The organism is Micromonospora fiedleri, from assembly GCF_016774385.1.
Taxonomy (GTDB): domain Bacteria; phylum Actinomycetota; class Actinomycetes; order Mycobacteriales; family Micromonosporaceae; genus Micromonospora; species Micromonospora gifhornensis.
In genome coordinates, this window is record NZ_JAETXL010000004.1 from 474,482 (window position 1) to 492,488 (window position 18,007).

Here is an 18,007-nt window from a genome sequence, read left to right on the forward strand (position 1 = left end):
CTAAAAAATTGTCGGTAATTTTAGGATTTGCCCCGCGAAGCGCCGACTTCAGCGATAACGTCAGGTAACAACATGATAAAGCTCCGCAGGGCGTCTCCGGTCCAACCTCATCGGTGTGGTCGTTCCTCCCCAGGTCCCACCCAAGGAATGCGGACGAGACGCCCTGCGGTCACGTGACCGGGGGTCCGAGCCGACAGCGACGTCGACGCGGACCCCCGGTTCGCTGTGTCGGTCACCTCGATGCTGGTGATCGTCATGGCCGGGTATCCTGGTCAGGTTGTCCGCTCCGGCCGGGTTCCCCCGGATCAGGGCGGGCCACGACGCAGACCTCCTGCCACGGAAGGACCGTGGCCGCTTAGCCCACAGGAGGTGAGTAAGTCTTGCGTCATTACGAAATCATGGTGATCCTCGACCCCAGCCTCGAGGAGCGCACCGTCGCCCCGTCGCTCGACACGTACCTGAACGTGATCAGGACCGCGGGTGGCTCGGTGGAGAAGACCGACGTGTGGGGCCGCAGGCGCCTCGCGTACGAGATCAACAAAAAGGCCGAGGGTATCTACGCCGTCGTCGACCTCCAGGCAACGCCGGAGGCCGTGGCCGAGCTGGACCGCCAGCTGCGGCTCAACGAGTCCGTGCTGCGCACCAAGGTCATCCGGCCGGAGATGCGCTAAGCAATCCACCCAGCCCCCCACCCGGACAGCCTCATTCGTGCTGTCGGAGGGTTCTGAGAACCTGTACGGCACACGCATGAGTGCGCGAGGAGATGGTCATGGCAGGAGACACCACCATCACGGTCATCGGCAACCTGACCGATGATCCCGAGTTGCGGTTCACCCCCTCCGGGGCCGCGGTCGCCAAGTTCCGGGTCGCTTCGACGCCCCGGTTCATGGACAAGGCATCCGGCGAGTGGAAGGACGGCGAGCCGCTGTTCCTCGCGTGCACCGTCTGGCGACAGGCCGCGGAGCACGTGGCGGAGTCGCTTCAGCGCGGCGCTCGCGTGATCGTGTCGGGCCGGCTGCGTCAGCGGTCCTACGAGACCCGCGAGGGCGAGAAGCGCACTGTCATCGAGCTGGAGGTCGACGAGATCGGCCCGTCGCTGCGCTACGCCACGGCGAAGGTGCAGAAGATGTCCCGCTCGGGCGGCAGTGGCGGCGGCTTCGGCGGCGGCGGTGGTGGTGGTGGCCAGGGCGGCGGCGGAGGCAACTTCGACGACCCCTGGGCTTCAGCCGCACCGGCACCCTCCCGTTCGGGTGGCGGCAACTTCGATGAGGAGCCACCGTTCTAATGGCCCCGAGCGCCCGTGATCGTAAACCAGGAGCAAGAGCAATGGCGAAGGCTGCGGCACTGCGCAAGCCGAAGAAGAAGGTGAACCCGCTCGACAAGGACGGGATCACCTACATCGATTACAAGGACACCGCGCTGCTGCGCAAGTTCATCTCCGACCGCGGCAAGATCCGCGCTCGGCGGGTGACCGGCGTCACCTCGCAGCAGCAGCGGCAGATCGCCCGCGCGGTCAAGAACGCCCGTGAGATGGCGTTGCTGCCGTACACGGCGACGGCCCGCTGAGAGGAGGTGCCGATATGAAGATCATCCTGACTCAGGAAGTGTCCGGGCTCGGCGCCCCGGGCGACATCGTGGAGGTCAAGAACGGCTACGGCCGTAACTACCTCCTCCCGCAGGGCTTCGCGATCGCCTGGACCAAGGGCGCGGAGAAGCAGGTCACCCTGATCAAGCGGGCCCGCTCGGCCCGGGAGATCCGCGACCTCGGCCACGCCAACGAGGTCAAGGGCCAGCTCGAGGCCCTCAAGGTCAACCTCAAGGCCCGCGCCGGCGAGGGCGGCCGACTCTTCGGCTCGGTCACCCCGGCCGAGATCGTCGACGCCGTCAAGGCGGCCGGCGGCCCGTCGCTCGACCGACGTCGGCTGGAGGTGTCCGGTCACATCAAGTCGATCGGATCGCACCCGGTGCGGATCAAGCTGCACCCCGAGGTGACCGCCACGTTCAACCTCAATGTCGTGCAGGGCTGACCCCGCAAGACGGCAACTGACAGGGCCTGCACCATCACCAGATGGTGCAGGCCCTGTCACGTTCCTCCCCGCCAGTTCGCCGGCAGAACGCCACCGCCGCCCCGCGCCAGGTGGCAACCGCCGTCATGGGCTGCTGCTCGCCGCCGCCGACACCTTGCCGCAGAGCCGCAAAGCGGAAGCCGGAGACGCTGCGGCACCGGCGCTCAGCCGATGGGCTCACCGGTCACGGCGCTGATCATGACAGTCGACAGACCGCCACCGACCACCGCCGCCGCGAGCGCCACCGTGGTCGGTTTCCAGGAGGTGCCAACCCGCCGCAACAGCGTGGCGACCACCAGACTGCTCACCAACGCCAACCCGAAACGCGGTATACCCCCCACCGTGGCCCCGAAGGCGCGGGCCCGCGGCGACTCGCAACCACCGCCGCTGATGTCGGTCACACAGCCCGTCGGTGGCGCACCGTCCAAGGTGAGAAGCCAGAAGAAGATCACCACCGCGGGCAGCAGATAGCAGGCCGCCGTGTAGAGCAGCGGCAGCCAGGGCGCCCCCGGATCCGGATCCAGCAGGTCGTCTTCCAGCCGCCGACTCCACCCGCCGGTGCCGACCGCCTCGATGCGTCGTCGTACCGACTCCATGCCGGTCTGCCGCGGCGCAGGCACCGCCGCGGGCCGCCGCCGGGTCGCCGAACGCGGACGGGGCGCGGTGTACCCGACCACCGGCGATCTCGGCGCCGACGCGCTCGCCTCCACCCATCGTGGATCGTCCCCGGCCAACCGGGTCCCCGGCCAGAAACGCTCCGGTGCCGGCTCCGTTGCGGCCGGCTCAGCCCAGGCCCACTGGCCGGCACCCGACGTGGCACCCGAACCGGGCGGCTGCGTACGGTCCCACCGGTCAGGTCCGGAATAGCCGTCCCACCGGCCCTCGCCACGCCGCCGATCCCATCGATCGACCTCCGCAGGACGCTCCCACTGACCCGTGGTGTCAGGCTGAAGCCACTGACCAGTCTGATCCGGCTCAAGCCACTGATCCGAAGCGGACGTCCGGAGCCACTGACTGGTGCTGTCGGCATCCCAAGGGTCGGCGGGACCCGCCGCACCCCGGTCGCGGATCTCAGCCGGCTCCTGCCAGGCGTGCAGCCCCGAAGCGTCCCACGGATCCACCGCGGGACGAATGGACTCCGGCGCCGCCCTGCGTTCCCACGGCTCCGCAGCCCGCTCCCACGGCTCCACCGCCGAATCGGCAGCGGACTCGACCCCGCGCCGCCGCCGCGTCGCGGGCTCCGCAGCCGGCTCCGAAGCGGCCGACTGCTCGCCCTCCTCGGCCAGGCCCGACCAGGTCACCTGACGGTGACGAGACTGCGCACGCCGCGGTCGGCTCTGCGGCGTCACACCCGAGACCGGGTCGTCGTCAGCAGCCCGCCGACTGCCGACATAACCGCCGTCCTGAGGACGCTCGAACCTCCATTCCCGAATGTGATCGGACGAGGAATCGGCGGCAGAGAACGAAGAGTCCCGCTCCGTCGAAGCGGCGGCCCGCCGACCCCGGCTGACCTCCGGCGCACGACGACTCCCCGCATAACGCGTCCGGTCGTCATCGTCATCGTCGTCCGGGGCGGCATGCCGGCCGCCGCCGTCGACACTGCGTACGCCCGACTCCAAGGCCCACCGCGGCAGGTACGGCTCAGCCGGCTCGTCCTGCCCACGTTCTATCGCGCGGCGACGGCTCGGGGTGCGGTAACGCTCAACGGCGGAGTCGTAACGGTCGCCCGGATCGCCCTCGACGGGATCGGCCCACGAAGCGGCCGGCCGTCGCTCACGCGGGCCATCCTCCCCGCGTGCCCAGTCCCGGTAACTCACGGCCGGAGCGTGACCCTTCTCAACCGAAAGTGCAATCCGCTGTCCAGGTGTAGCCGTAGGCCACCGATCCTACGGGAGTATCGGGACAAAGCCCTACCCGGAAATTCTCACCCACAGGCTGTGGATGATGTTTCCGCAGGTCGGAGCGGTAATGCCGGGAGATCCCCAAGAGTTATCCACACCATGTGCACACACTGCGCACACCTCTGCCCACCGGTGTCCACAGGTTGTCCCGAGGCTCGTCCACCGCTGTGGTTGAGGGCCTGAGCTCGTGTTCCGTATGGTTGCCCCAGCCGCCCGCCCGATGGCCCCCGATCGCGTGGACGGTCAACCTGGTGGTAACCGGGCGGATCCGTGCCCGGAGCCGCGCCGACGCAGTGGAGGGGGACCCGTGTCGGTCACCGACGACATGCGGACAGAGCCGTATCCGAGTGGGCCGTCCTCCGGCCCGCCGCCCCGGGACGGCCAGTTCGACAAGACCCCGCCGCAGGACATCGCCGCCGAGCAGTGCGTCCTGGGCGGCATGTTGCTGTCCAAGGACGCCATCGCCGACGTGGTCGAGATCCTCAAGACCAACGACTTCTACCGGCCGATGCACGCCACCATCTTCGACACCATCCTGGAGATCTACGGCCGAGGCGAGCCGGCCGACGCGATCACCGTGGCGGCGGCCCTGGCGGACTCCGGTGACCTGGCCCGCGTCGGTGGTGCCCCGTACCTGCACACGCTGATCGCGAGCGTGCCCACGGCTGCGAACGCCGCCTACTACGCGCGAATCGTCAGCGAGCGTGCCGTGCTGCGGCGACTGGTCGAGGCCGGCACCAGGATCGTCCAGCTCGGCTACGGCACCGCGAGCGGCGGCAGCCGCGACGTCGACGACATCGTCGACCTGGCGCAGCAGGCCGTCTACGACGTCACCGAGCGTCGGGTCAGCGAAGACTTCGCCATCCTCGCCGACATGCTCCAACCGACCCTCGACGAAATCGAGGCGGTCGGCGCCCAGGGCGGGGTGATGACCGGCGTGCCCACCGGCTTCACCGACCTGGACCGGCTGCTCAACGGCCTGCACGCCGGCCAATTGATCATCGTGGCGGGTCGACCTGGTCTCGGTAAGGCGCTCGCGCTCGACACACCCCTGCCGACGCCGACCGGCTGGACGACCATGGGCGAGGTGAAGGTCGGCGACCAGCTGATCGGTGCGGACGGCCGACCCACCACTGTCACGCACGCCTTCGAGGTCCGCCACGATCGCCCCTGCTATGAGGTCGAGTTCTCCGACGGTTCGGTCATCGTGGCCGATGCCGAGCACCTCTGGACGACGACCACCAGAGCCTCACGTCGCCAACAGAACGAGCTGCGCCCGCGGCACCAGTGGGACGCTCCGGTACGCGCCAAGGCGGCAGCCGTACACCGAGCCGTCACCGCCGCCCCCGACCGGCTCGTCACGTACCGGGAAGCCGTGGAGATCGCCGGCACCGAGTTCCGGAACGTCCTGCACGTCGTGGCGGCCAAGGTCGGCGTCGCCGGCACGGTCGAACGCCAGTACTCCCGCAACGGCAGGCCCTGGCGGCGGACGGTCGACGCCTACAGCGCCCACGCGTTGTTCGACGCGCACCTGAGCCGGGTGAACCGGGTGATGAACAGTGAGACGACCGTGGTGCACCCACGGGCCGTCACCACCGAGCACATCGCCGCGACACTGCGCCATCCGACTGACGGGCGCGCGAACCACGCGGTGGACAATGCTCAGCCGCTGTCCCTGCCGGCCCGCGACGACCTGCCGATCCCCCCGTACACCCTTGGGGTTTGGCTGGGCGACGGGCACTCCGCAGGTGCCCGATTCACGTCGGCCGACCCGGAGGTCGCACGGTACGTCGAAGCCGACGGGTTCCTGGTCACCCCGGGAAGCGGGACCTACTCCTACAACCTCAAGCTGCCGCCGCCGGCACCACTCGACGAACGGCGCTGCGTCGTCAGCTTCACCGGATTGCTCCGAGCCGCCGGTGTTTTGACCGACAAGCACATCCCGCAGCCCTACCTGCGCGCATCGGAGACGCAGCGACGGGAGTTGCTGGCCGGACTGCTCGACACCGACGGCACCGTCGCGCCGGCCGGACACGTCCAATACACCACCACCTCTCAGCGGTTGGCCGAGGACGTGTACGAGCTCGTCGTCAGCCTGGGCTACCGATGCTCGATCAACCGTAGGCGGGTCAACGGTCGCGCTCCCGAGAGCTCGACGGCTTTCACGCTGAACTTCTCGACCTCGGACGAGGTGTTCCGGTTGACCCGGAAGCGGGAGTCGCACGCGACGCGCCGAACCGCGGTCGGCCGCGCGGGCACCCGATCCCGCTACATCGTGGACGTGCGACCGGTGCCGAGCGTCCCCGTGCGGTGCGTGACTGTCGACAACGACGACCACCTGTACCTGGCCGGTCGGTCGATGATTCCCACGCACAACAGCACCGCGAGCATGGACTTTGCCCGGAATGCGGCTATCAGGGCCAATCAGGCGTCCGCGATCTTCTCGCTGGAAATGAGCAAGGTCGAGATCGTCATGCGACTGCTCTCGGCCGAGGCGCGCGTACCCCTGCATGTGCTGCGCAGCGGGCAGCTCTCCGACGACGACTGGACCAAGCTGGCCCGCTGCATGGGCGAGATCAGCGAGGCGCCGCTGTTCGTGGACGACACCCCGAGCATGAACCTGATGGAGATCCGGGCCAAGGCTCGTCGCCTCAAGCAACGACACGACCTCAAGCTGATCGTGGTCGACTACCTCCAGCTGATGACCTCACCGAAGCGCACCGAGAGCCGGCAGCAGGAGGTCGCCGACCTCTCCCGAGGGCTCAAGCTGCTGGCCAAGGAGGTCGAGTGCCCGGTCATCGCGGTCAGTCAGCTGAACCGTGGCCCGGAGCAACGCACCGACAAGCGGCCGCAGTTGTCCGACCTGCGCGAATCGGGCTGCCTGACGGCCGACACCCGACTCATCCGCGCCGACGACAACTCCGAGGTCACTCTCGGTCAGCTTCTCACGCAGGGGGCCAGAGATGTGCCCGTCTGGGCTCTGGACGAAAGCCTGCGATACACCCCACGCACGTTGACCCACGCTTTCCCGAGTGGACGCCGACCGGTGTTCCGGATGACCCTGGCGTCGGGCAAACAGATCGACGCGACAGCCAACCACCCGTTCCTCACCTTCGCCGGCTGGATGCCGCTCGCTGAGTTGAGTGCGGGTACGCGCCTCGCCACGCCTCGGCACCTACCGCCACCGTTGAGCGTCCGACCTATGGCTGAGCCGGAGGTGATCCTGCTTGCTCACCTGCTCGGAGACGGGTCGTTCGTCCGGCGTCAGCCGGTGCGATATGCCAGCGTCGACGAAGCCAACTTGCAGGCGGTCGCCGAGGCAGCCAAGCACTTCGGCGTCACGGCTGTGCGGGATGACTATCCGGCGGCTCGGGTCACCACCCTGCGGCTACCTGCGCCCTATCGGCTAGCCCGGGGCCGACGCAATCCGATCGCTGAATGGCTTGACGGTTTCGGTCTCTTCGGGCTCAGGTCGCACGAGAAGTTCGTGCCGCAGCAGGTATTCGGCCTGCCCAAGGAACAGGTGACGCTGTTCGTCCGGCATTTGTGGGCCACCGATGGGTGCGTTCACGTCAACAAGTCCGGGCGAGGTGGCCGGATCTACTATTCGTCAACGAGTCGACGAATGCTTGAGGACGTCTCTCGACTGTTGCTTCGGTTTGGCATCACCGCGCGTTTGAAGACCGTGCCGATGGCACGTTACCGCACGCAGTACACGCTCGACATCTCCGGGCGGGACGACCAACTGCGGTTCTTGCGTGAGATTGGTGTGCACGGAAACAGGTCGATCAACTGTGCGCGCCTGCTCGCTGCCTTGGAGTTGACGAACAGCAACACGAACGTCGACACCGTGCCCCGTGAGGTCTGGGATCGGGTCCGCGAGATCCTCGTTGACCGGGGCATGACCCATCGCGAGTTTGCCCAGGCGGTCGGTACACAGTTTTGCGGTAGTGCGATGTGGAAGAGGTCACCGAGCCGCTCACGGCTGGCGGGCATCGCCCAGGTGCTCGACGCGGTCGATCTCGACCTGCACGCCACCAACGACATCTTCTGGGACGAGATCGTATCCATCGAACCGATCGGTGAGCAGGACGTCTTTGACGCGACCGTGCTGGGTACGCACAATTTCGTCGCCAACGGAATCGCCGCTCACAATTCGATCGAGCAGGACGCCGACGTTGTCATCCTGTTGCATCGTGACGACTACTACGACAAGGAGTCGCCACGGGCGGGAGAGGCGGATTTCATCGTCGCCAAGCACAGAAATGGGCCGACCGACACGGTGACCGTGGCGGCCCAGTTGCACCTGTCGCGCTTCGTGGACATGGCCATCGTCTGAGCCGAGGGCCGTCGACTGTGGCAGCACTTCCTGCCGACGGCGTCCTCCGCTCCGGTGCCGGAGCGGAGGACGTGCAGGCTCAGCCGAACATGTCGTCGAGGAAGCTCTTGCGCTTCTTGCGCCGGTAGTGCCCGTGGTAGCCGTAGTGCTGCTGCCCGTGGCCGTACGCCGGTGCCGGCGCGGGGTAACCGGGCGGCGGGGGTGGCGGCACCGCGCCGTAGCCCGGCTGGTGCGGGGCGGGCGCGGGCGGCGGGTAGCCGCCCGGCTGGGCGACGTGCTGGGGCGGCTGCGGGGCCGGCGGGGTCTGCTTGGCGTTCCAGTTGGCTTCCGCCTCGAACAGCTTCTCCAGCTCACCGCGGTCGAGGAAGATGCCCCGGCATTCTCCGCACTGGTCGATGACGACGCCACTGCGCTCGTACTGGCGCATCTCTCCGTGACACTTGGGACAGGTCAGGCTCATCATCCGAAGGTACCTGGTCGGTTCATGCGGTGGCGGTCAGCGCCTCGGTGACCTCGTCGTCGGAGACCTCGTGGAAGTCGTCGTAGTAGGCCCCCACCGCGCCGAAGTTGGCCGGTCGTTGGGCGCAGATCGCCTCGTCGGCCTCGGCGGCCAGCATGTCGCAGGCCTCCTGCGCGCCGACCGGCACGGCGAGCACGACGCGGTGGGCGCCGAGGTGCCGGGCGACCTGGACGGCGGCTCGGGCGGTCGCGCCGGTGGCCAGGCCGTCGTCGACGATCAGGGCGGTACGACCGGTCAGGTCCAGCGGTGGGCGGCCGGCCCGGTAGAGCTGTTCTCGTCGGTCGAGTTCTGCCTGCTCCCGGCGCTGGACCTCGGCGATGTCGTCGGCATCGAGTTGGCCGGCGACCAGGTCGTTGAGTACGCGTACGCCGCCGGGGCCGAGGGCGCCGAAGGCCACTTCGGGTGCCCAGGGCATGCCGAGTTTCCGGACCACGAGCACGTCCAGCGGCGCGCCGAGCCGTTCGGCGACGACCTGGGCGACGGGCACTCCGCCGCGCACCAGGCCGAGCACGGTGACGTCGGGTTGGCCGGTCAGCGCAGTGAGCCGGTCGGCGAGTGCCCGGCCAGCCTCGCTGCGGTCGCGGTAGGTGGTCATGCCCTCAGGTGTACGCCTTGCCGGGCCTCTTCGCCCGCCGGTTGCCCGATCCGGGGAAGGTCGAGCGCGGGGGCCCAGACGAGAAACGCGATCGGGTACAGCAGGTAACCGAAGCGGGTGGTGGGCATCAGCAGGATGGCCGCGAGTAGCCCGTACGCGCAGATCAGGCTGATGGTCGGGGCGGTGCGGGGCGGTCGGCGGGCGAGTCGGACGGCGATGGCCAGCCCGGCCGCGACGAGCAGCGCGGCGGCGACGGCGCGGCCGGCCGGTAGGTTGGCCGCGATCAGGTAGCCGGGGAACGGCGACTGTGCGGGGCTGGCGACCAGGCCGTGTCCGAGCGGGAACCGCAGCACGTTCTCGACGAGGGCTTCGTGGTCGACCAGCAGGACGGGCAGCAGAGCGAGGGCGGGGATTCCGAACGCTCCGGCGGCGACCCGCAGGCCGGCGCGTCGGGTGAGGCCCCAGATGACCAGCACTATCGCGACCGGCCAGGCGAACAGCTTGAGTGCGCCGGCCACGCCGACGGCGATGCCGGCCCAGCCGGGTCGTGCGGTGCCGGCGCAGGCGAGCGCCAGCAGGCAGAGCGCGAGTACGGGCAGGTCGTCCCCGCCGGTGGCGAGGGTCAGTGCACAGATCGGGAGTACGGTGGCGGCCTGCATGCCGCGGAGCAGGGTGGCCGGGTTCCGGGCCGGTGGTCCGGGGGTCGGGCGCAGGAGGCGCGCGGCCAGGACGAGGGCCAGGGCGGTGCCGATGGCGAACCAGACCCGGGCGTCGGTCCACCAGGTGTCGTGCAGGGCGCGGGGCAGCCCGAACAGGGCCATCCCCGGTTGGTACGGGGTGTAGCCGAGCAACTGTTCGCCCGCTGGCAGGGCGGCGATCGCGTCGGGGCCGAGGTACGGGGTGCCGGTCTCCAGCAGGCGACGACCGGAGTCCTCGACGACCAGCACCTCTTCCTGTGCCCGGTCGGTTCGCCCGGCTGCCCGCTGGATGCTCTGCCAGGTCAGCGGCAGCAGGGCGACTGTGGACCAGGTGAGGCTGGCGACCAGCCAGCGTGCCGGTACGCCGGTCAGGGTGGAGTGGGGACGTCGGCGACGGATGAGCAGTTGACCGGTGACCAGCAGCGCGGCGGCGAGGTAGCCGACGGTGGCGAGGCTGCCCCAGTGGCGGTGCGTGACCAGGGTGGAGGTTGCGGCGGTGAGCGCCGCGAATGCGGCTGCGCCGGCGTAGATGCCGAGGTCGAGGCCGAGTCCGCCGCCGGTGGCGTCGAGCCGGTGCCACCATGCGGGGCGGGGGGCGGTCGCATCGGCGTTGCTCATCCGGGTCAGTGTGTCAGGCCGGTTGGTGTCGGCCTCGGCCCCCCTGACGGCGTCCGGGTGGTAGTCGGACCACCGCGCCGGCGTCGTGCAGTGCGGTCGCGAGGTGGCCGGGGCGACCGGCGGTGCCGCGTTGCAGCGCCGCGAGCAGGGCGCCGGCGGCCAGTGGGCGGGCGAAGAGGTGGCCCTGACCTGCGACGCAGCCGAGTTCCCAGAGGGCGAGACGCTGCGGGTCCCGTTCCACCCCTTCGGCCACCACGGCGAGGTTGAGACTTCGGCCGAGGTCGAGAGTGGATCGGACGATGGCGGCGGCTTCGGCGGAGGACTCCATGGCGGTGACGAAGCTGCGGTCGATCTTCAGTTCGTGCACCGGGATTCGGGAGAGCAGCGAGAGCGAGGAGTAGCCGGTGCCGAAGTCGTCCAGCGCGAGCCGGACGCCGGAGTCGCGGAGTCGGGTGAGTACCTGGTCGACCACGTCGAGTTGGCTGAGGGTGAGGGTCTCGGTGAGTTCCAGCATCAGCCGGTCGGGCGGTAGGTCGTGGGCGCGCAGCCGGGCCAGGACGGCGCCGGGGAAGCGGGCGTCGAGCAGGCTGCGGGGGGAGACGTTCACCGCCACCGGTACGTCGAATCCGGCGTCGCGCCAGGTGCCGGCGGCGATCAGTGCCTGGTCGAGGATCGCCTCGGCGAATGCGGGGAGCAGGCCGGACCGTTCGACGGTCTCCAGGAACCGGAGTGGGTCGATCATGCCGTGGGTGGGGTGCCGCCAGCGGGCCAACGCCTCGGCGGCGATCACCTCGCCGGTGCCGAGGTCGACGATGGGCTGGAAGTTGACGACGAATTCCTGGTCGGCAACGGCGCGGGGCAGTTCACCTCCGAGGGCGAGTCGGCCGAGGTCGGCGGTGTCCCGGGCGGGTGCGTACGTGGCGACCCGTTGCCCGGCCCGTTTGGCCTGGTACATCGCCACGTCGGCGCGGCGCAGCAGCTCGACCATCCCGCCGGCGGCCGGCGCGATGGCGATACCTCCGCTGGCCTCGACGCTGATCTGCATGCCTTCGATGTCGAACGGCTCGTGCAGCGCCGCCAGCAGCGTCTCGGCCCGGTGCGCGGCCACCGCGGGGGCAGGCAGGGCGCGCAACAGTACGGCGAACTCGTCACCACCGAGCCGGGCAACCAGGTCGTCGGTGCGGGCCGCGGCGCGGAGCCGCTCGGCCACCCGGACCAGCATCTGGTCGCCGGCGGCGTGCCCGAGGGTGTCGTTGACTTCCTTGAAATGGTTGAGGTCGATCAGCACCAGCGCGGTGACCCCGTCGGCGTGTCGTTTGTGCAGTTGCTCGTTGCCTTCGTCGAGCAGGTGCCGCCGGTTGGCCAGCCCGGTGAGCGCGTCGTGGGCGGCGGCGTGGGCGTGGGCCTGCGCCACCCGGGCGAGTTCGGCGTACGCCTGGGCGTTGCGCACCGCCGTGCACAGCGCCGAGGCAAAGGTACGCAGGGTGTACCGCTCCCGTTCGTTGAGCTGGACCGACCCTCGGAAGCGCAGCCGCAGTACGCCCACGTCGATGGACCGGTCGTGCCCCTCCAGGGGCGCAGGCACGACCGCGCCCGTCGCGTCGGGGGCCTCAGCGGTGGGGCCGTCGTAGCTGATGCCGTCGGAGTTGCCGCGGACGAGCCGGGCGGCGTCGCGCAGTTCCACCTCCACCTCGTCGGCGGAGAAGAGTTCGGCGGCCCGGGTGACGGCGGTGGTGAGGACCTCGTCCAACTCGACGACGTTGAGCGCGTCGGTGGTCTGGGCGAGCCGCTGCCACGCCTGCTGCTCGGTGCGGCTGCGTACCCGGGTCAGGTAGAACAGGTGAAGGCTGAGCACCAGGGGTGGTACGGCGAGAAGCATGCGGATGTCGGTCCTGATCGTCAGGACCGTGCCGATGATGACGATGAGACGGGTGACGGTCGCGGTCAGTCGCAGATCCCAGTCCTCGCGGAACAGCTTTCCCAACGAGGTGCCGGTGGCCATGGCGATGACCGGCAACGTGACGAGTTCGTCGAGTAACACGGCGGCCAGGTAGGCGGCCGTCAGCGGGATGATCGTGCTGGCGATGTCCGAGTTCGTCGGGGGCCACTGGAACAGCTGCAGGACCAGGCCGGCGGCGGTGGCGACCAGCATGTTCTTGCCGATGCCGAACCACCGTTTGATCGGCGGCAACCGGATCAGGGTGCTGGCGATGGCCACGCCGAAGCCGGTGGCGAGGATGACCACGGGTGAGGGTGCGACGGCTAGTCCGACTACGATCGCGGTTTCGGTCCAGGCGATGCGGTGGTTGGTGGAACGGATCCGTACCTGGACCTTGACGATGAAGCCGAGCGTCACCAGAGAGATCAGTGCGGGCCAGAGGAACGTGGCGGTGAGGACACCGTAGTTCGGCAGGTGCGCGACGGAGACGGCACCGGCGATACCGGCCAGAACGACGACGAGACCGACTAGCGGCCGTAGCCGCCGATCGGTCCCGGTCTGTCGATCCTGCGAAGTCAACCGTCATCCCCATTCGTCACCGAGGGGCTGCGCTCCGCAAGCGTACTTTGGCTGCTCCTCATCGAGAAGCTGGGATCATCCCCATTCGTGCGAGTTCATTCTCAACCCCCAGCTGAGTCCGGCTTGTTGCTGCCGAATCTAGGGGGACTTGTGGCCGGTTGGTACCATTAAATGTCGTATTGCGCATATTGGGCCAATACGGCGCTTTTCTGTCACGTTCTGTCCCCGCTTTGCTGACAGAGGGTTCGGTTCCGTCATTGGGGCCGGTTTTTGTCTCCGGCTCTCTTGGTCGGCGGAGGATTTCTAGCCGAACAAGTGTCTCCAGAGAGTTTGTTTGTTTCATCATCGCTTGGGTCGGGAGTGCCGGGATGTGGGGGTCAGCTCGTCGGCTCTGAGCTGGCTAAGCTGCACACGGTGATCCTATGAGTGCAGCTGAGGAGCCGGTGCAGATTCAAGTCCTCGGCGGGCTTGCGGTGCGTCACGGGTCAGCGGTGCTGCCCCTCGGGACTCCAAAACAGCGGACAGTTCTGGCGATGCTCGCGTGTAATCCTGGCCGGCTGGTGTCGGTCGCACAGCTCGTCGACGAGCTGTGGTCGGAAGAGCCGCCGCAGTCAGCCATACCCAATGTCCGTACTTATGCCGCCAACCTGCGCAGGAGTCTCGCGAAGCTGGTCCCGGAGCGTGAACTGCTGACCCGTGTCCAGGACGGCTACCGTCTCGACGTCGAGCGGTCGGACGTGGACCTGTTCGCCTTCCAGGCAGAGGTTGCCGAGGCGCGTCGGCTGGTGCCATCGGACGAGGTGGCGGCGGTGGAGCTGTTGTCCGGTGCGTTGGCGCGATGGCAAGGGCCGGCGCTCACGGGAATTGCGCTCGGCCCGTCACTCTCCGCTCAAGTGGTCGCGGCGGCCGAGGATCGAATGCTCGCGGCCGAGTTGTACGCCAGACTGCAGATCCGGCTCGGCAACTACGACGAGGCCCTACCGGTACTGCGTAATTTGTTGATCACGCAGCCGCTCCGCGAGCCGGCTCACCTGCTTCTCATGCAGGCGCTTCATCTGCGCGGTGACCATGCCGGGGCGGTCGCGGCGTATGCCACGGCCCGACGAGCCCTGCGTGAGCAGCTCAACATCGAGCCCGGTGGTGAGCTGCAGCAGTTCTACCAGCGGATAGCGGCACACGAACGGCGCGTCACGCACCGCGAGCAGGAGGCTGGCCGGTCTGCGACGGTCGCCCCCGGGGGTAACGGCCAGGTGATCCGATCCTTCCCGCCTCTGCCCAGGGTGTTACCTGACTTCATCGGCCGAGCCGATGCGGTCGAGCGTCTGCTGGCCGAGACTCGGCGAGCAGCGGGCGTCGCTTCGGCCGTGCACTTCATCGACGGCATGGCGGGTAGCGGCAAGACCTCACTGGCCATGCATGTCGCCGCCCAGCTCACGGACCGCTTCCCGGACGCGCAGTTGTTCATCGACTTGAAGGGGCACAACCAGGCTGAGTCGGTGGCACCGACTACCGCTCTGGCCGTGCTGCTGAGGCAACTCGGTGTGCCGGGTAACCGGATACCGGGCGACTTCGACGAGCGGGTCTCGCTCTGGCGTCACGAACTCGCGAGTCGACGAGGAATCGTCGTGCTCGACAACGCGGCTGGTACCGAGCAGGTTCTTCCGCTGCTTCCCAGTGGGCCGGGCAACGTGGTGATCGTGACATCCCGACGCAGGATCACCGGACTGGATGGAGGGCCACCCGTCTCCCTTTCTGTAATGACACTGGACGAAGGCGTGGCCCTACTGGCATCTGCCGCGGGCGCACAACGGGTGGCGGCAGAGCCTGATGCGGCAGCGACGGTGGTCAAGCAATGTGGCCACCTGCCGTTGGCGATCCGGCTGGCCGGCTCCCGGCTCGCGCATCGGCCCACCTGGCGGGTGGCCGATCTCGCGGCTCTGCTGGTAGGCAATGCACACCGACTGGTTCATCTCGCCTCGGGCGACCGGAGTGTGGCGAAAGCATTTGCGGCATCGTACGAGTCGCTCGGCGAGCCGGCGCGGCGGTTGTTCCGGTTGCTGAGCGTGCATCCGGGCGACTATTTCGACGTGTTGATCTGTGCTGCGGTCACTGGCTTTTCGATGGACGACACCACCGCCGCCCTGAACGAGCTTCTCGACTGCCACCTGGTCGACGAGGTGAAGGCTGGGCGTTACCGGATGCATGATCTGATTCGACAGTACGCTCACGAACTGTCCATCACCCAGGACCGCGGGCTGACCCGTGACCGGGCGTTGGTGGATCTGGTCGACATCATGCTGCATCTGTCGTTCCCCATCGCAGAAGAACTTGAGTCTCGGGGTGTGCGAAAGTATGTGTCACTCGATCCGCCGCGCCTGCCGGATCTCTTGGCCGTCACGGCATCGCGCACGAAAGAATGGATGGAGGATGAGCGCCCGACTCTGGTGGCGCTCGTCGTGCGGGCTGGCGAATGGGGGCACCATGACCATTCCTGGCGCCTGGCCCGCGCGCTCTGGCGATTCCTCTATGTTCGCGGCTATTACGACGACATCATTCGTACGCACCTTGCCGGGCTGGAGGCGGCGCGGGAAGCCAAGAACGAGCCCGCCGCCGCCATCATGCACAACTACGCCGCCTCCGCCTATCTGCGCAAAGGCAACTACGCCGAGGCGTTGAATCACGTCCGTGCTGCAGTGATGTCCGCCGAGCGGAGCGGTGACTTCGTCAAGGGTGATCGCTATCGGGCAAATCTGGTCGCTGTTCACTGGATTCGGGGCGAGCTCGACGAGGCGGTGCGGGTAGGGCTCGAGGGACTGCGGTGGCGTAAAGGCTTCGATCTCGACGAACTGCCTACCGCTCTGCCGAACGTCGGGCTCGCTCTGGCCATGCTCGGCCGATACGACGAGGCGCTGCGTCTGCACCGCCTGCATCTTTACCTGGCCCGCCAGTACGGTAACCAGTTCCACCTGCTCAACGCGCTGAGTCACATCGGCGCGGTGAAGTGCCGGGTCGGGCAGCACAAGGCCGCGATACGCGCGTTGCGAGCCGCGCTGGCGCTGCGGGAGCGTACCGGCGACCGCTTTGCGGAGGCAGAGGTACGCAACGACCTCGGTATCGCGTTACGAGGTTTGGGGCGGGTTGCCGAAGCGGCAGTGCAACACGAGGCCGCCCGACAGTTGGCAGTCGAGGCCGGTGAGCCGCATGTGCAGGCGGCGGCGCTCAACGACCTGGCGCTGACCATGGCGATCCTCGGCGACGGCAGCCGTGCGTCCGACCTGCACCACGAGGCATTGCGGTTGGCGACCCGGATAGCCCACCGGTACGAGCAGGGGCGGGCGTTGGCTGGGTTGGCGGAGCATCTGCTCGCCACCGATCCGGCGGAGGCGCGCCGGCACTGGGAGCGGGCACTGGCGATCTTCCGGCGGATGGGGGTGCCGGAGCAGGCGGAGGTGGAACGCCGGCTGGCCCAGACCGATCAGGGGAGCTGAACCGTCTGGGTGCGCCGATGCGAGCGGCGTCCCGGCCCGCGATCCCCCGGGAAAGGTTCTTATCGAATTTTTATCGCCTGGTCCGATAACGTCCGACTGTTCGGCGACGGGGGAGATTCCGCTGACGCAGGATCTTGTCGCGACCACCGCCGTCGGGTGACCCCAGCTACCTGACGGCGGGCCGGTGAGGAAGGGGCGGCTCTGTGGGTGCCGCCCCTTCCCTCAGCGCAGGGACGACGCGCACAGATAGGCTCGCCGGCGTGACCCAACCCGCCGAATTCAGCCATGTCGACGAGACCGGCGCGGCCCGCATGGTCGATGTCTCCGCCAAGGAGGTCACCGGCCGCCTGGCGGTTGCCGCCGGTCGGTTGCGTACCACCGCTGAGGTGATCGAGTTGCTGCGCCGCGACGGGCTGCCCAAGGGAGATGCGCTGGCGGTCGGGCGGCTGGCCGGGATCATGGGCGCGAAACGTACGCCGGACCTGATTCCGCTGTGCCATCCGATCGCGCTGCACGGCGTCACCGTCGACCTGTCCCTGACCACGGACACGGTGGAGATCACCGCGACCGCTCGCACCGCCGACCGTACCGGCGTCGAGATGGAGGCGTTGACTGCGGTCGCCGTCGCCGGGTTGGCCCTGGTCGACATGGTCAAGGCGGTGGATCCGGCGGCAAGTGTCGAGGCGGTACGGGTGCTGCGCAAGGAAGGCGGCAAGACCGGCCTGTGGCAGCGTCCGCAGGACCGGCCGTGATCCGGGCCCGGGTGGTGGTGGCGTCCAACCGGGCTGCCGCCGGTGTCTACGCCGACACGAGTGGTCCGCTGCTCGTCGCGGGACTGCGCGAGTGGGGCTGCGCGGTGGACGAACCGGTGGTGGTGCCCGACGGCGAGCCGGTCGGTCTGGCGATCCGACAGGCCGTGGCGGACGCCGTCGACGTGGTGTTGACCAGCGGCGGGACGGGGATCACTCCGACCGACCGGACCCCGGACGTGACCCGGGCGCTGCTCGACTACGAGATCCCCGGCATCGCCGAGGCGATCCGCGCCCACAGCCGCGACAAGGTGCCCACGGCGGCGCTGTCCCGGGCGGTGGCCGGGGTGGCGGGTCGAACGCTCGTGGTGAACCTGCCCGGCTCGACCGGCGGAGCACGGGACGGCCTCGCCGTGCTGGGGCCGATCCTCACGCACGCGGTCGAACAGTTGCGCGGTGGCGACCACTGACCGAACCGATAGGCTCTCGCGGTGAGCACGAGAACCGCAGACGCC

At 68.6% G+C, this 18,007-nt stretch carries 13 protein-coding genes; 8 read left to right on the forward strand and 5 right to left on the reverse strand.

The genetic code is table 11. The features are described 5' to 3' along the window. Positions 1 to 380 precede the first annotated feature (380 nt). The 4 genes from rpsF (at position 381) to rplI (ending at position 2,027) form a co-directional block, all read left to right on the forward strand. Positions 381 to 671 (forward strand): 30S ribosomal protein S6, encoded by a 291-nt coding sequence (gene rpsF / locus JMF97_RS13150; protein WP_013736576.1) that lies wholly within the window; start codon positions 381 to 383, stop codon positions 669 to 671. An 80-nt stretch (positions 672 to 751) separates the two neighbouring features. Further along, positions 752 to 1,285 carry a single-stranded DNA-binding protein gene (locus JMF97_RS13155; protein ID WP_203221818.1) on the forward strand — a complete coding sequence of 178 codons (534 nt, stop codon included), beginning with the start codon at positions 752 to 754 and terminating at the stop codon, positions 1,283 to 1,285. Positions 1,286 to 1,326: 41 nt separating this feature from the next. Beyond that, positions 1,327 to 1,566, forward strand: coding sequence for a 30S ribosomal protein S18 (rpsR, locus tag JMF97_RS13160; protein WP_007073789.1), 240 nt, complete (start codon positions 1,327 to 1,329; stop codon positions 1,564 to 1,566). A 14-nt stretch (positions 1,567 to 1,580) separates the two neighbouring features. Beyond that, positions 1,581 to 2,027, forward strand: a complete 447-nt coding sequence (gene rplI, locus JMF97_RS13165) for a 50S ribosomal protein L9 (protein WP_013736574.1) — start codon at positions 1,581 to 1,583, stop codon at positions 2,025 to 2,027. Between the two features lie 203 nt (positions 2,028 to 2,230). Here the strand turns inward: rplI and JMF97_RS31305 are convergent, their stop codons facing one another. Continuing rightward, positions 2,231 to 2,662, reverse strand: coding sequence for a hypothetical protein (locus JMF97_RS31305; protein WP_232510872.1), 432 nt, complete (start codon positions 2,660 to 2,662; stop codon positions 2,231 to 2,233). 1,744 nt (positions 2,663 to 4,406) lie between these two features. On the opposite strand from JMF97_RS31305, the gene JMF97_RS13175 reads away from it, so the two are divergent. Further along, positions 4,407 to 8,306: a replicative DNA helicase gene (locus JMF97_RS13175; protein WP_438803754.1), complete on the forward strand. Its 3,900-nt coding sequence runs from the start codon at positions 4,407 to 4,409 to the stop codon at positions 8,304 to 8,306. A gap of 79 nt (positions 8,307 to 8,385) precedes the next feature. Here JMF97_RS13175 and JMF97_RS13180 read toward each other — a convergent pair whose 3' ends face one another. Genes JMF97_RS13180 through JMF97_RS13195 form a run of 4 tightly spaced genes read right to left on the reverse strand, consistent with a single transcriptional unit; the run spans position 8,386 to position 13,255 of the window. After that, complete coding sequence (locus JMF97_RS13180; protein WP_126712448.1) at positions 8,386 to 8,769, reverse strand: TFIIB-type zinc ribbon-containing protein; 384 nt, start codon at positions 8,767 to 8,769, stop codon at positions 8,386 to 8,388. Between the two features lie 19 nt (positions 8,770 to 8,788). Beyond that, positions 8,789 to 9,421: a phosphoribosyltransferase gene (locus JMF97_RS13185; protein WP_203221820.1), complete on the reverse strand. Its 633-nt coding sequence runs from the start codon at positions 9,419 to 9,421 to the stop codon at positions 8,789 to 8,791. Continuing rightward, positions 9,418 to 10,737, reverse strand: coding sequence for a glycosyltransferase 87 family protein (locus JMF97_RS13190; RefSeq protein WP_203221821.1), 1,320 nt, complete (start codon positions 10,735 to 10,737; stop codon positions 9,418 to 9,420). Before JMF97_RS13190 ends, JMF97_RS13185 begins: the two co-directional genes overlap by 4 nt. A 13-nt stretch (positions 10,738 to 10,750) precedes the next feature. After that, positions 10,751 to 13,255 carry a putative bifunctional diguanylate cyclase/phosphodiesterase gene (locus tag JMF97_RS13195; RefSeq protein ID WP_203221822.1) on the reverse strand — a complete coding sequence of 835 codons (2,505 nt, stop codon included), beginning with the start codon at positions 13,253 to 13,255 and terminating at the stop codon, positions 10,751 to 10,753. A 422-nt stretch (positions 13,256 to 13,677) separates the two neighbouring features. Between JMF97_RS13195 and JMF97_RS13200 the strand changes: the two genes are divergently transcribed. The 3 genes from JMF97_RS13200 (at position 13,678) to JMF97_RS13210 (ending at position 17,962) form a co-directional block, all read left to right on the forward strand. After that, positions 13,678 to 16,743: an AfsR/SARP family transcriptional regulator gene (locus tag JMF97_RS13200; RefSeq protein WP_203221823.1), complete on the forward strand. Its 3,066-nt coding sequence runs from the start codon at positions 13,678 to 13,680 to the stop codon at positions 16,741 to 16,743. Positions 16,744 to 17,003: 260 nt separating this feature from the next. Then, positions 17,004 to 17,495, forward strand: coding sequence for a cyclic pyranopterin monophosphate synthase MoaC (moaC, locus tag JMF97_RS13205; protein ID WP_203221824.1), 492 nt, complete (start codon positions 17,004 to 17,006; stop codon positions 17,493 to 17,495). Then, complete coding sequence (locus JMF97_RS13210; RefSeq protein WP_203221825.1) at positions 17,492 to 17,962, forward strand: MogA/MoaB family molybdenum cofactor biosynthesis protein; 471 nt, start codon at positions 17,492 to 17,494, stop codon at positions 17,960 to 17,962. The genes moaC and JMF97_RS13210 overlap by 4 nt, the downstream gene beginning before the upstream one ends. The last annotated feature ends 45 nt before the right edge of the window (positions 17,963 to 18,007 follow it).

Bases quoted from the DNA above. Each gene is read 5' to 3' on its own strand.
- JMF97_RS31305 (WP_232510872.1), bottom strand. From the start codon at position 2,662: ATGGAGTCGGTACGACGACGCATCGAGGCGGTCGGCACCGGCGGGTGG.
- JMF97_RS13185 (WP_203221820.1), bottom strand. From the start codon at position 9,421: ATGACCACCTACCGCGACCGCAGCGAGGCTGGCCGGGCACTCGCCGAC.
- JMF97_RS13190 (WP_203221821.1), bottom strand. From the start codon at position 10,737: ATGAGCAACGCCGATGCGACCGCCCCCCGCCCCGCATGGTGGCACCGG.
- rpsR (WP_007073789.1), top strand. From the start codon at position 1,327: ATGGCGAAGGCTGCGGCACTGCGCAAGCCGAAGAAGAAGGTGAACCCG.
- JMF97_RS13175 (WP_438803754.1), top strand. From the start codon at position 4,407: ATGTTGCTGTCCAAGGACGCCATCGCCGACGTGGTCGAGATCCTCAAG.
- JMF97_RS13200 (WP_203221823.1), top strand. From the start codon at position 13,678: ATGAGTGCAGCTGAGGAGCCGGTGCAGATTCAAGTCCTCGGCGGGCTT.
- rplI (WP_013736574.1), top strand. From the start codon at position 1,581: ATGAAGATCATCCTGACTCAGGAAGTGTCCGGGCTCGGCGCCCCGGGC.
- JMF97_RS13180 (WP_126712448.1), bottom strand. From the start codon at position 8,769: ATGATGAGCCTGACCTGTCCCAAGTGTCACGGAGAGATGCGCCAGTAC.